Genomic DNA, 12,980 nt, shown 5'->3' with positions numbered 1-12,980 from the left:
TATTTCTATGGTATCTGGCTCTTTTGGATTTTGTCCAGCATAATCAGGGTTTGTAATAATGCTTGGGATATCTTGATAATATGCCATAAAGTCATTCCAGTGGCCACGCTTTTTTAAATGTTTTAAAACCCCTGGAGGCATATATATTTCTGAAGAAATACAGGGAAGAGCATAATGATTAATAATACATTCAGGAACAAAACCTACTAACTGGGTATCTGTAGAATACGGATCTATGTTTATTGTCATTAAAATACAACCTTTTGTGAGTTTTAGTTCAGTATATCATGATAGATATGAGCTATTCTACCACGGTTCTAGAACCCTTTTTGAAGCATTAAAACGGGTTCAAAATTTAATAGTTTTGACACCATTGCGTCGATGCAATAATATCAATGTATAAAAAGGTGTCATAACTTAGGTTCGTAAGTGTGGTGCAGAAATGAGGTATTTTTCTATGATTTATGGTTATGCAAGGGTATCGACTGTATCACAGGAATTAGAGGCTCAGCTTCAAGCGTTGGAGAGTGAAGGGGCGACTATTATTTATAAAGAGAAATTCACAGGAACGAAATCAGACCGACCACAATTAAATGAGCTGCTGTCTCAATTAAATGAAGGTGACAAGCTTGTTGTAACCAAATTGGATAGATTGGCTCGAAACACTAAAGAAGGCATCGAAATCATTGAACGGTTATTCGAAAAAGGGGTAAAAGTACATGTTCTTAATGTTGGATTACTTGAAAATACAACAATGGGGCGTTTCTTTTTACAGACACTACTCGCTGTAGCTGAAATGGAGAGAAACCTTATTATTGAACGTACTCAGGAAGGAAAAGCAATTGCTAAGCAACAATCGGGGTTCCGTGAAGGCAGGCCTAATAAATACACTAAAAAACAGTTAGATCATGCTATGCAGATGTTGAATAGCCACTCTTTTAGGCAGGTTGCAGAGCTAACAGGCATTTCTTTGAGTACATTAAAACGTGAGAGTAGAAAGCGTAAATATGTATTATAAAAAAGGATCGTCGTTTCTATTAGGAGTAGCATAAGGAATTATGTAGATTTACTATCAAAAGCAAAACACCCAACCTACTGAAAGTTGGGTGTTTTGCTCTTAAAGCGTTTGTTTTGTTACTACTAATAGTATAGCATTTAATCCTCCGTGTTCAAAAAATAATTTGGAAAAGTTACTTCATGCGTAGTGTTAAGGGGTGTTTTAGGATAATGTAATAGCTAAAAAATTTTGTGAGTAAAGGTGAAATAGAGTTCACATAGAAATTATACATATATGAGTATATGTGAAATGAAGGTGAAATGAGTATGAAGATAGATAAAAATGCAACGATAGGTAGTATTTTAAACGCAATAAGAGAGGGAAATAAAGCCGAGGATGTAGCAAAAGAGATAGATGGAATCAGTCAGAAACCTTTGTTAAAAGCCCTAAAAGAAGCTGGATATGCATACAGTAACAAAGCCCCGAAGGGATGGCATTATATAGGTGAAGGTACAGAACCTAAGGAGAAAAGCATTTTTGACTATGTTTATAATTCAACAGGTGTGAAACGTGATTCATCAGAGGTGAATAATTCTTCACATAAAGTAATAGAAAGTAATACTAGGGTGAAAGAAGATAATGCGAATATCACAAGAATTTCACCAGTAGTTCACCCTCAATTCACGCAAGATGAATTAATAGATCTAGTTGAAATGCTTCAAGAATGGCGATTAAAAAAGGCAACAGAACATTTAGGGATAGTACAAGAGCCAAAAGAGGTACATGCACGCATAAAAATACTGCCACAAGGGGACAAGACAAGAAAGACCATTGTTATTGATAAAGGCATAGGAGAACGTTTAGATAATTATTGCAAAGCTGAGCGAGTGAATAAATCGGACGTATTGCATTTAGCATTGATGGATTTTTTAGATAATAATTAAAAAATAAAAAATGAAATGACGTCACAAAAAAATTTTTGGAGCAAACTGTGACGTCATTTCATTTTTTATTTTGTGACGTTAACCCAAATTTTCGTGACGTTAATAATCCAGTGCTACCAAGGATTTCAAAACTATTTTTATAGATAGCCTTGTGACGTATTTTAAATATCTGTGACGTTAGTGATATTGGTGACGTGAAAAATATGATGTTTTTTGCTATTTACAACTTTTAATCTTTAGATTATGGTAGATTCAACTAAATCGAACGTAAAAAAGCCATTCCACAGTGACTAACATCGAGCGCCAACTCTTTGTTAATCGCTTTATCGTATGACACAGATACGATGCAGCTTATCGTGAAATGACTGTTTTTAATTGGTTATAGAGATACAAAGTATCTATAGGTCATTCTATTAAGAATTTTAGTAATGGTCAACAGTTAATTACTATGTCATTGAAGATTATTTTATAATCTAAAGCGTTTTGCATCGTCAAAAAACACGATGTGAAACGCTTTTTTGCTTCAAAAGGGAGCAATCATCATGATAACCAAACTAAAAACTACACCAAACCAAGCAGTCCAAACATTGATTACATATGGCAATCAAAAAGGAAATCGGCAACTTAAAGAAGAGCGCCTGCAGCAATTAGAAGAAATACTAGCAATCCAAGGGATTTATCCTGGTGGGAAAGTACATAGAGTGCTAGAAAAATTGATTTATGATCTTACATACAACGGCATTATCAAAGTAAGTAGAGAGCATTTGAGTAAAAAATTAGAGGTTGGATTCAATACAATCTCAACAGCTTTCAAGTATATGGAGCAATCCAAGCTATTTATCCTTTCCAGAAACAAATCTGGAAAGACGAATAGTGGTTGTCGTGTCATTTTGGATGTGCAGCATGTAAATTTTGAAAGCATTTTAAGTGAAGTTTATCATCTGAATGCGTATGAAATTGCCATCATAAAAGATGAATTTAAACAACCAAATAAACATCAAAATAAACATCAGAATTTGGCTCAAAATGCTGATATATCAACCCTGGATGGCTCAAATTCAACTCTTAACTATAATAACCAAATTAAAACAATAAAAGATATAAAGACGTCTACTAAGCAGTCGTCTTATCTGAAAAATACTCTTTATAATCGTTTGAAAAATCTTTATCAAGCCCGTACAGGCTCTTTAGAGGGCTTTAAAGCCTTTGTAGGTGTTATCTATGGTTCATTGAAAAAAATCAAAGCAGAGGACAAGCTAGGGGTGTCTCATAGCCAATTAGAAACTATCCTGTATCAATCATTAGATGCAGCCATTTCAGCAAGCGATCAATACGTAAAAACAAACCGATTAGCCTTGCTAAGTGCCATTATTCGCAACAAAATCAAAGATTTAACGGTTTCTGTAGTGCCAGAAAAAGAGAAAACTAGAAAAGTAGAAGTGGTACCTGCATGGTTTGCGACGCGTCATGAGCAAGAAGAAGAAGTAACAGAAGAAAAGGAAGCCTATTTTGCACAAGAACGTGAACGAATCTTGGCCAAGTTACGCGATCTTTAATCAAATGAGGAATGGTAAAAACCATACCTCTAATTTGCTATACTATTCTTTTAGGGCAAACTAGAGTTGTCTAGAAAAAGAAACCTCTAAAAATCAAATTATAGGCTATTTACATTCGTTCTAAGACGGTCATTTCGTTTTTGACTTATATTTTCTTCGAGCTTTGAGTTTCGATGGTCTAAAAGGACTTGTGAGGTCTTAAAAGTGTTCTTTAATCGGCAAAACTAAATGTAGAGGCTACTTTTTTGGATAAAAAAGATAAGAGGGCAAACAACGGATTTGATTTCTGGTTACATACCAGTAAAGAAAAAGACATTATCAATAAGGATAATGTCTTTCACCTATTTAAATATGGTCTTTAATTATTTTGATAAATTCTTTCTCAGCATCCAACATAATTAAGTGGTCTGTATTATGCAAACGGTAGACTATAGAATTTTTATAATTATTTTGAAAAACATCGATCTTAGAATTTAAAAAATTATCATCAGGGTTATTATCCGCAATTAATAAGACAATTTTAGCTTTTACACTTTTGAGTAATGTTAATGTGTCCAGATTCCATTCATCTTTCATATATTGAATTTGGTCGTCTTCAGATACTTTAAATTGATACGTTTGATGTTCAGCAGACCATTTAATTTGATCAAGTACAGCTTGTTCTATATTATCGTTCCATAAAGATGGATTATCACTTTTCATATAATTGATAAAGGATTCTTTGTTTTTTAAAACTTCATTTGGGAAACTGCTTTTTTTTATGTCTTCCCATGTTAGCCCTTCAACTTCTTTTAATGCAAAAAAACCACCGTCAACTAATACTACAGTTTCTACCGTATCATACATACTAGCAAAAGTTAGTGCTATAGAGGCACCTATGGAGCTGCCTATAAGAGTTATCTTTTGTGTTAAATTCAAATCAGAAATAGTTTCATTTATTACATTAGCTATATTGTTAAACGAATAATCTTGTAATCTGATGCTATTTCCATGTCCAGGCAGATCCATTGCTATTATAAAATAGTCATCTTTTAGTTGTTCAATTACGGAATTCCAAATAAGATGTGTCCAATTTAATCCATGTAAAAAAATTAGAGGTGATTTATCTTTATTACCGTATAAATTTATATTGATTTTTTTTGACATAACTATGCACCCCTCTTAAAACGTTTGTATGCTGCGATTATCCATAAAATGAATTCGAATAATAGTAAAGCTAGAACGATAAAAGAATCCCAAAATTCAAAAGTATTATAAGCAAAGGTAGATAAAATACTTAAAGTTGTTTTTAATGTATAGAGTACTGTTGGGATAGATAAAAATAAAAATAAATAGCATACAGCAAACAGTGATACTATGTACAACCAACTATATCTTTTGCATATTATTTGTTCACGACTGCTTAATTTGTCAAAAAATAAATTATATTTAGGGGAAATCTTTCTTAACAAATAAGCTATACTCCCCTTAGTTAACGTTGAAACTCCAAAATAATTAAGTAAAACATAATAGAAATCAGTTCTTAAAAATATAATAAATTGCCATATTATTTTATAAAACTGTATTAATGCAATCATTTTCAATAAACTGATTATGAAAATATCATTAATCACTAAAATTAACATGAAAGAAATATTAATAATTAATATATCGATAAAAAAACCAGCTAAAAAGGGGATATATCTTTTTTCTCTAGGTATTGACCATAATGTATTCATATTGGCTTCTATAACTACCCAAAACCACCTAATACTAAGCTGAAAATTCATCTTTTTTCCAGTTGCTGAAACAGCTAAATAATGTGCACCTTCATGAACAAATACTAAAAACCAAGAGACAAAGAAAAATAACAATAGACTTAAACCTATTGAAGACAAAACAAATGTATCTTGATAGTTAGGAGTCAATTTGTTTGGAAAAGCAATTAATAAAATAATTGTTAATAAGATATTTATAATATAGAAAGTTATAGTTGCTTTATTAAATAAAAATTTACCTAAACTTTGTATAAAATTGTTTTTACGGTCTTCATCAAGATTAATATCATTTATTACACCTAGACTATTGAGTGTATTCATGAAATCTAAAACGTCGATTTCTATTTTTTTATTTTGCAAAATAGAATCCTGGATTTCTTCAATTGTGTTATGACCTTTTGCTTCTTCGATTACATAGATAGCTTCTTTAGGAACACGAAAAAAAATGTTTTTTTGTTCATCACCAATTGTATATTCATCTATTTCTTTTATGACAGTTAAATTGGAAAGTGAAATAATACTATCCTTTGTGAATTTCTCTAGTACCATTAGTTTGCCCCTCAACAATTTCCATTAAAGTAGTTATATCGCACATTTCTTTTAAGGAATTTTTTCCGCAAGTTGGACATTCATTTGACTTTTCCCAGTGATAGTCTGAATTCATAGTCAATCCATTCACGTCAAATTGATACATATAACCAGCACGCATTTGATTTTCAAGGTTTAATAAGTGTTTCATAACTTCAACCGTAATAAAACCACTTAATATAGAAACAGTAGGTGCGATAGCTGTATTTTTCTTTTCAAAGGTATAGCCATATAAAGTATTTAATTGATATTTAAAAATTGGATCATTTTTTAAGCAATTCATTAAAAAACAATCAAAACATCCTTCACCCGAACCCGAAAGTTTATTTATTAGAATTTTATTACCATTTATTCCACTAAATATCGCAGGTACTCTTTTGTTAACACAGGCGAAATTAACCCAACGACTAGATATAATACCAGGACTATCAATACCACTAATCACCAAATCTACATTTGATAAAAGAGGCAAAATATCCTCAGAACTTGTTATTTTTTTATTTATAATATTTAATTCTATATCCGAATTTATTTCTTTAATCCTTTGTTTGGCTGCCTCTGTTTTTAACTTTCCTATATCATCTTCTTTATATATATATTGTCTGTTGAGATTACTACGTTCAACAGTATCAAAGTCCAAACCTGTAATTTTACCGACACCTAAGCTAGCCAAAGTTGCTACATCTTGAATAGCTCCACCTAACCCTAAAATAAGGACATGAGAATCTTTGATCTTTTTTTGCATATCATAGGAACTTTTATATATATCCGTGTAGTACTCAAAGTAAGTAAAATTAGCTCTATATCTTTCTTTTTCTTGTTCATTCAGTAAATCTTTCATCAAATCTCGATTTTCTAGAATTTTAATATTGTCAAATGTATTAATTAAATCTATTAACTCTTCTATTTGTAAATTATTTAGTTTGGCTAACTCTTCTAACTCTTTTTGTCCATCAAAGGAGGATAAGAGAGATTCAATTTTATTGTCTTCGTCCATTAAATCAAAAGCTTTTTCATGGTATCCAATTCTAATTTTCTTCTCATGTTTAATTAATGGAGTGACTATTTCTTTTATCTTAGGCTTCATTTAAAAACCTCCTATGTATTTCTAAAAAAAGTGTGTCTAAGTTTATATAAAACTTAGACACACTTTTTCTATTTTTCCTTCAAATTAGCGATTGTGGCAAATTAAAGGTGTTAAGTTTTCTACTTCTTTGATTTCGATTTTCATAGCGCCTAACCTCCTTTTTATGTAATTAAATACATAATATACCATAGTTTTCTATAAATCAACTAAATTATCCAAAAATAGAGAAAATAAACTTAATATATATAATACATAATATTGAAAAAATTCACAAAAATGTAATGTGTGAAATTTAGATTTTTGCTAGATAAACAGAATCTATACAGATTTATATATACTAAAACTTAGTTAACATTTTTTTGAAATTAAAATGAATAAAATTTTAAAAAAAGAGAGAGAAAAATATAATTATGTTTTAGGGTATTTGAAGGCTTTGAGACCTTCCCTTATAGGGGAATCCCATCAGCGAAGTCAAACTTCATAGTGGTGAGATAGATTAAGCCGACCATAATACCTTTCATGAAGGAGGAGAGAAGATTTGTTGAATGATAGCTTAGAGTATTGCCCACACTGTCATACTAATTTGCAGGGAGATGTGATAGCAGAAGAACAGCAAAAATCTTATAATGCTACACATTTCACAAGAAAAATTGGCATGACCACGTTAAAAGCCGATCGAATTTTGTATTGGCAATGTCCTGACTGTGATGGAACGTGGTCAATAAAATAAAAGTCACTTTATTATCTTATTTTAGGTAACCTTTTATGTTATTTTAAAGGTAACTTAAAATAACAGGGGTGTTCTTATGTGTGAAAAAGAGTTATTTGTATGTGAACGTTGTGGGAGTTCTATTGATGTAGCCTTAATTTATGTGAACGATGTACCAATGACATACTGTAGAATCTGTAGAGGGGCGTTATTTACAAAGAAAAAGTCTGTAGGTCGTCCAAGTATTGGTATTACTAAAAAGGTCTCTCTCACACTGACGGAAGATGATTGGACAGCATTAGAAGAGAAAGCAAAAGGGAATCGTTCACTTTTTTTACGCCAAACGATTGTGAAAGCGTTGGATAATGAGGAATCCAAAACTCCCCCAGGGGAACTGTATTTTAAAAGTGATCTCCATAAAGAACAAACGTTGAAGATATTAAATGTATTCAACAAACTGAGTATTTCAAGCGACTTGTATTATGGCTGTCTAGCGTATGTAGTAGGAGCGACTTATAAAGCTGATTGTCTTATCAAAGCCATTGATGAAGATAAAACAGTCGATTTGGATAGGTTGTATAAGAACATAGAAATACTTTCGCATAGTGAACGTGTGATGATACGGTTTGGTTTGCAGTTATTCAACAGCCATTTTGATGACATTAAATTATCCGATGTGATGCAGTCGTTAGATAGCGATAATATAAAAGTCATTAAACAGGCAATTGATTTGTTTTATTAGATTTTATTGAAATTCAGGTGCATAATGATTATGAACAGTAAATTTTTCCCCAAAGGTATGTCAAGGGTGGAAGTCATTATTTCTTCGGTAAAAGAAATAATGACTTTTTCTTTTGAGCTAAAGAAGTTTTGAAGACATTTTTCTAAAGTTGCCGAATTAAAAAGTGAGAACACTGATTAACAAGGGAAGATCGGTATGACAATAGGAGAAATTGTAGAAGCATTAAAATGTGGGAAAGCATTGGCTGACATAGGGAAAGAACTTTCTGTAGGGAAAGAAAAATTAAGTAAGGCACTTATTTGTTTAATCGAAGAACTGGTTGGACGTTTACTGGTAGATTCCGACGGTTGGCTTGTGGAAGTGCTGCTTAGTTCTGCTGCTGATGCATCATTATTAAATAATAAAAAACTACCTGCTAATAAAAGACCCGACAATAAACTTTTTTTCAACCTCATAACCTCCCAATTGTTGTGGTATATTTAAAATAATACCATATTTTACAAAAAATAGATATAGATTCATATTTTTGTAAAATATATTAGGGAACATTTACTCTAAATGGAATCTATAAAAAGGGGATGTTGAAATGAAAAAAATAATTTTATCCATTCTAAGTGTTGCATTTTTGAATGGATGTAATGGTTTTCCCAACGGTACTCTTAGTCAGCCAGAAGGCAAAGTTATTTTAAACGGAGAACAATATACAATGATTCCAACTGATTACGAATGGGAAGAAGACAATGTTAAAATAACAGATATGAGTTCTCGTGATATAGAAGAATTAGCTGATGATTTTGAAACATTAGAAGTTGAAAAAGGAGATATATTAAATTTTGAAATTGAAAAAAGTCCTTCTTCCATAGCAATAACTAGACTAAATGAAGAAGGTGTAATTGATGATGTTGAAATTAAAGATTATAAAATAACACTGCCATCTCAAGAAGGGTATTACATTTATGAACTTCAGGTAGTGTGGGATAAAGGAAAAGAGACTTTTGTTTTTGATGTTGATGTAAAATAAATAATTCTTTAGCGTGCAACGCAGATTCCAAAAGGAATAGAAATTCTTTCCTTTTGGAATCGAGTACAGCAAGCCAGCGTAGCTGGTGCGGTAGCGTTTTTTGCTAGGTTTAACCAACGAAAAATGCTATAATACTAGCGTATAAACTTTACTTTTCGACATACTCTCGCTGTTCATGCTCACCTTCACTGCCTATTGGTATAACGTGAGATTGTTCGATTAAAGCCAGAGTGCTGTGTGTACTTGCCATCACTATCCAATTGGATATATCGCAAGAAGGCATGGTTATAGAAGCGTTAAAACGCATTAAACGCATTTTGAATTCTTGACAGAGTACGCAATAGCCGAAAATCAACGATATGATGCAGCTGTATAAATACATTGGTATTACCAAAAAGCGTAATCGTGTATAGCAGTATATTTAAAAAAACGGAGCAAGTTATTAAATTTTACTGATTGAGCAAAAAGCCTATCGGTATTTTGTTGTGTAAAAAATATATGGTGGATATTTAGTATCCAAGTTAAAACTGATTGAGCGTTCTCGCACATTCGGTTTTTTTGCGTTTTACGTAATTAAAAAATAAAAACAAAAAGAGGAGGATTATAAACAAAAATACAAAAGGAGTTTTAAAAACTTTGCAAGAGTGTGAAAAGGTAACTTTTATTATTTTGATTAAGTTACTTTATTTAATTTTTCACGATTTATTAATGGCTCGGTACGAGCAAAGGGTTTTGATTTTGTATCAGCGTTAGCTGATTTACGTTGCGCAGCAGCGTAACACATAGGACAGCTTGCTGTCCATCGTTGCAAAGCAACGACATGTTTTTTAGCTCGCCTGTTAAGGCTTGAGCGGATGTTTTAAGCTGATATACCGATTACCTTATTTTTTATACAAATACATATGATGCGATACCCCACCTTAGGGTAAGTGGCTCAACGGAGCCACGCACCCTAAGGTGGATTGAGATATGCCAAATTTGAGAGGAGGTGAAAGTTTTGAGTAGAAAAAGGTCAAGAAATAGCAAGGCAAGAGCGTCCATTGTACATGATGTGAAGACTGCGTTGGATGCTATTGATATGATTGGACATTCAAAAAAAGATGCTCGTAAAGAGGGAATCAAGGGCATTCATTCTTTAAAGCAAAAATCCAACAACATGTCGGATTGCCAAAACTTCGTCAAATGGGTAAGGGCTGAACATGGGATACGCAAGTTGGACCATCTAACGGAGCAACACTATAAAGCCTATTTTGCTTATCTTGAGGACAAAGGTATATCTAAAGGGCACATGATTAACGTGGAAACGTCCTTGAGACTCTTAGAACATGGTCATAAAATGGCTTCTAAAGAGCGTGAGAGCGATTTTGCAGGTTTTTGTACAGAGAACCGTCTTTATGTACTAGAACGAAACGAAAGCTTGCAAAATCGCTCGTATGAGCGTTGGGAGATAGATGCTATAAAAAAACAAGTTTCTGCAGAAGTATCAAAAGCCGTTGATTTAATGAGCCAACTTGGATTGAGAGTAAAAGAAGCTGTCAATATCCGTGTGGAGCATTTTGTGGCGAAAAACGGAGGGCTACAGCTAAATATTCCTGATAAAAAGGGGGCAGGAATTACCAAGGGAGGGCGATTTCGTGAGGTTGACGTACCAAAAGATTTTGTCGAGTCGTTACAGAGCTTTTTAACAGGGAAAGAACCAACAGATAGGCTTGTGGCTGTTTCTTATGATACGGTGCGCAAAGGGGTTCATATAGCTTGTAAAAAAGCAGGGATTGAACAGGCAGGGCGAGGTTGTCATGGATTTCGACATTCGTATGCACGTGACCGTTTTTCACAGCTTGCTTCAGCAGAGCAAAAAAATATGATGGATAGGATTTTAGATAACCGGTCAATTGGTCGTAAAGCCGATTATGGCATGGTATCAGAGCATGATAAAGAGTTGTATGAAAGTACACGTGCGGTCATGAATCAAGTTCATAGTGAATTAGGGCATGGAAATAATCGTTGGAGACTGGCAATGGTTTATTTGAGGGAATAAATGGAATGCTGCGATTGGCTCGTACGTGTTTTTTGCACGGATTGACTACAACACGGATATGTAGGTAGCTATTAAGATATTAGTGCGTTTTGTTAGAGTATACGAAAAATCCCAACTTCATTTTAGAAGTTGGGATTTGTTGCTTTAAAAGTTATTAGCAGGGCGGCAATCCTGATCTCTGGTAACTACCTTATAGGTAGCGCGTGGGGAACCTTTCCCACCTCAAATAACTTTTATGTATTTAATATGTGTTAGAAATTATTTAAATATGATAACAAGTTGTTAATCTATTCAATGATTATACTACACTTTTTTAGCCATTTTGTAAACACTCTATCCTTTTTGCTATTACTTAGTAAAGAATGACATCGGATGAATACGTCCAGAGCGTAGCCGTTTTTGAATCTTATCTATTCCATTGTCTAATATGTAAAATGAGCTAAGGAATAAACCACTTTCTGTATTTAATTTTATTGGCAAAATTACAGAGTCGCTAAGGGCTTTGTATATTTCTATGGTATCTGGCTCTTTTGGATTTTGTCCAGCATAATCAGGGTTTGTAATAATGCTTGGGATATCTTGATAATATGCCATAAAGTCATTCCAGTGGCCACGCTTTTTTAAATGTTTTAAAACCCCTGGAGGCATATATATTTCTGAAGAAATACAGGGAAGAGCATAATGATTAATAATACATTCAGGAACAAAACCTACTAACTGGGTATCTGTAGAATACGGATCTATGTTTATTGTCATTAAAATACAACCTTTTGTGAGTTTTAGTTCAGTATATCATGATAGATATGAGCTATTCTACCACGGTTCTAGAACCCTTTTTGAAGCATTAAAACGGGTTCAAAATTTAATAGTTTTGACACCATTGCGTCGATGCAATAATATCAATGTATAAAAAGGTGTCATAACTTAGGTTCGTAAGTGTGGTGCAGAAATGAGGTATTTTTCTATGATTTATGGTTATGCAAGGGTATCGACTGTATCACAGGAATTAGAGGCTCAGCTTCAAGCGTTGGAGAGTGAAGGGGCGACTATTATTTATAAAGAGAAATTCACAGGAACGAAATCAGACCGACCACAATTAAATGAGCTGCTGTCTCAATTAAATGAAGGTGACAAGCTTGTTGTAACCAAATTGGATAGATTGGCTCGAAACACTAAAGAAGGCATCGAAATCATTGAACGGTTATTCGAAAAAGGGGTAAAAGTACATGTTCTTAATGTTGGATTACTTGAAAATACAACAATGGGGCGTTTCTTTTTACAGACACTACTCGCTGTAGCTGAAATGGAGAGAAACCTTATTATTGAACGTACTCAGGAAGGAAAAGCAATTGCTAAGCAACAATCGGGGTTCCGTGAAGGCAGGCCTAATAAATACACTAAAAAACAGTTAGATCATGCTATGCAGATGTTGAATAGCCACTCTTTTAGGCAGGTTGCAGAGCTAACAGGCATTTCTTTGAGTACATTAAAACGTGAGAGTAGAAAGCGTAAATATGTATTATAAAAAAGGATCGTCGTTT

The 12,980-nt window shown here is 33.1% G+C and carries 14 protein-coding genes; 9 read left to right on the top strand and 5 right to left on the bottom strand.

Annotated features, from left to right (window positions below; all coding sequences use genetic code 11):
* Positions 1–249 (bottom strand): PBECR3 domain-containing polyvalent protein (locus tag NY607_RS23710; protein WP_483869385.1); only part of this gene is annotated, 249 nt, incomplete at its 3' end.
* A gap of 208 nt (positions 250–457) precedes the next feature.
* Between NY607_RS23710 and NY607_RS23705 the strand changes: the two genes are divergently transcribed.
* The 3 genes from NY607_RS23705 to NY607_RS23695 all read left to right on the top strand — a co-directional run bounded on the left by NY607_RS23705 (position 458) and on the right by NY607_RS23695 (position 3,497).
* A complete protein-coding gene (locus tag NY607_RS23705) occupies positions 458–1,018 on the top strand; it encodes a recombinase family protein (protein ID WP_259420491.1) in 561 nt (186 codons plus the stop codon).
* A gap of 305 nt (positions 1,019–1,323) precedes the next feature.
* Positions 1,324–1,941 (top strand): hypothetical protein, encoded by a 618-nt coding sequence (locus NY607_RS23700; RefSeq protein ID WP_259420508.1) that lies wholly within the window; start codon positions 1,324–1,326, stop codon positions 1,939–1,941.
* Positions 1,942–2,483: 542 nt separating this feature from the next.
* A complete protein-coding gene (locus NY607_RS23695; RefSeq protein WP_259420506.1) occupies positions 2,484–3,497 on the top strand; it encodes a hypothetical protein in 1,014 nt (337 codons plus the stop codon).
* Positions 3,498–3,842: 345 nt separating this feature from the next.
* Here the strand turns inward: NY607_RS23695 and NY607_RS23690 are convergent, their stop codons facing one another.
* Genes NY607_RS23690 through NY607_RS23680 form a run of 3 tightly spaced genes read right to left on the bottom strand, consistent with a single transcriptional unit; the run spans position 3,843 to position 6,929 of the window.
* Complete coding sequence (locus NY607_RS23690) at positions 3,843–4,643, bottom strand: alpha/beta fold hydrolase (protein WP_259420504.1); 801 nt, start codon at positions 4,641–4,643, stop codon at positions 3,843–3,845.
* 2 nt (positions 4,644–4,645) lie between these two features.
* Positions 4,646–5,803: a hypothetical protein gene (locus tag NY607_RS23685; RefSeq protein WP_259420502.1), complete on the bottom strand. Its 1,158-nt coding sequence runs from the start codon at positions 5,801–5,803 to the stop codon at positions 4,646–4,648.
* Positions 5,775–6,929 (bottom strand): HesA/MoeB/ThiF family protein, encoded by a 1,155-nt coding sequence (locus NY607_RS23680; RefSeq protein ID WP_259420500.1) that lies wholly within the window; start codon positions 6,927–6,929, stop codon positions 5,775–5,777. Before NY607_RS23680 ends, NY607_RS23685 begins: the two co-directional genes overlap by 29 nt.
* Positions 6,930–7,467: 538 nt before the next feature.
* On the opposite strand from NY607_RS23680, the gene NY607_RS23675 reads away from it, so the two are divergent.
* The 5 genes from NY607_RS23675 to NY607_RS23655 all read left to right on the top strand — a co-directional run bounded on the left by NY607_RS23675 (position 7,468) and on the right by NY607_RS23655 (position 11,439).
* Positions 7,468–7,659 (top strand): hypothetical protein, encoded by a 192-nt coding sequence (locus NY607_RS23675; RefSeq protein WP_310794758.1) that lies wholly within the window; start codon positions 7,468–7,470, stop codon positions 7,657–7,659.
* 76 nt (positions 7,660–7,735) lie between these two features.
* Positions 7,736–8,380, top strand: coding sequence for a hypothetical protein (locus tag NY607_RS23670; RefSeq protein WP_259420498.1), 645 nt, complete (start codon positions 7,736–7,738; stop codon positions 8,378–8,380).
* Between the two features lie 195 nt (positions 8,381–8,575).
* A complete protein-coding gene (locus tag NY607_RS23665) occupies positions 8,576–8,863 on the top strand; it encodes a hypothetical protein (protein ID WP_259420496.1) in 288 nt (95 codons plus the stop codon).
* 103 nt (positions 8,864–8,966) lie between these two features.
* Positions 8,967–9,401: a hypothetical protein gene (locus tag NY607_RS23660; protein WP_061401034.1), complete on the top strand. Its 435-nt coding sequence runs from the start codon at positions 8,967–8,969 to the stop codon at positions 9,399–9,401.
* A 997-nt stretch (positions 9,402–10,398) separates the two neighbouring features.
* Positions 10,399–11,439: a site-specific integrase gene (locus tag NY607_RS23655; RefSeq protein ID WP_259420493.1), complete on the top strand. Its 1,041-nt coding sequence runs from the start codon at positions 10,399–10,401 to the stop codon at positions 11,437–11,439.
* A 348-nt stretch (positions 11,440–11,787) separates the two neighbouring features.
* Here NY607_RS23655 and NY607_RS23650 read toward each other — a convergent pair whose 3' ends face one another.
* Positions 11,788–12,195: a PBECR3 domain-containing polyvalent protein gene (locus NY607_RS23650; RefSeq protein WP_061401036.1), complete on the bottom strand. Its 408-nt coding sequence runs from the start codon at positions 12,193–12,195 to the stop codon at positions 11,788–11,790.
* A 208-nt stretch (positions 12,196–12,403) separates the two neighbouring features.
* Here NY607_RS23650 and NY607_RS23645 point away from each other — a divergent pair, with 208 nt between their 5' ends.
* A complete protein-coding gene (locus tag NY607_RS23645; RefSeq protein WP_259420491.1) occupies positions 12,404–12,964 on the top strand; it encodes a recombinase family protein in 561 nt (186 codons plus the stop codon).
* Positions 12,965–12,980: the final 16 nt, after the last annotated feature.

This window comes from Lysinibacillus sp. A4 (assembly GCF_024919535.1).
GTDB classification, from domain to species: domain Bacteria; phylum Bacillota; class Bacilli; order Bacillales_A; family Planococcaceae; genus Lysinibacillus; species Lysinibacillus capsici.
Note: the sequence above shows the minus strand (reverse complement) of the source record. Positions and strands in the feature narration are given on the sequence as shown.

Coding starts and splice junctions, on each gene's coding strand:
- NY607_RS23705 (WP_259420491.1), top strand. CDS start 458: ATGATTTATGGTTATGCAAGGGTATCGACTGTATCACAGGAATTAGAG.
- NY607_RS23700 (WP_259420508.1), top strand. CDS start 1,324: ATGAAGATAGATAAAAATGCAACGATAGGTAGTATTTTAAACGCAATA.
- NY607_RS23695 (WP_259420506.1), top strand. CDS start 2,484: ATGATAACCAAACTAAAAACTACACCAAACCAAGCAGTCCAAACATTG.
- NY607_RS23690 (WP_259420504.1), bottom strand. CDS start 4,643: ATGTCAAAAAAAATCAATATAAATTTATACGGTAATAAAGATAAATCA.
- NY607_RS23685 (WP_259420502.1), bottom strand. CDS start 5,803: ATGGTACTAGAGAAATTCACAAAGGATAGTATTATTTCACTTTCCAAT.
- NY607_RS23680 (WP_259420500.1), bottom strand. CDS start 6,929: ATGAAGCCTAAGATAAAAGAAATAGTCACTCCATTAATTAAACATGAG.
- NY607_RS23670 (WP_259420498.1), top strand. CDS start 7,736: ATGTGTGAAAAAGAGTTATTTGTATGTGAACGTTGTGGGAGTTCTATT.
- NY607_RS23665 (WP_259420496.1), top strand. CDS start 8,576: ATGACAATAGGAGAAATTGTAGAAGCATTAAAATGTGGGAAAGCATTG.
- NY607_RS23660 (WP_061401034.1), top strand. CDS start 8,967: ATGAAAAAAATAATTTTATCCATTCTAAGTGTTGCATTTTTGAATGGA.
- NY607_RS23650 (WP_061401036.1), bottom strand. CDS start 12,195: ATGACAATAAACATAGATCCGTATTCTACAGATACCCAGTTAGTAGGT.
- NY607_RS23645 (WP_259420491.1), top strand. CDS start 12,404: ATGATTTATGGTTATGCAAGGGTATCGACTGTATCACAGGAATTAGAG.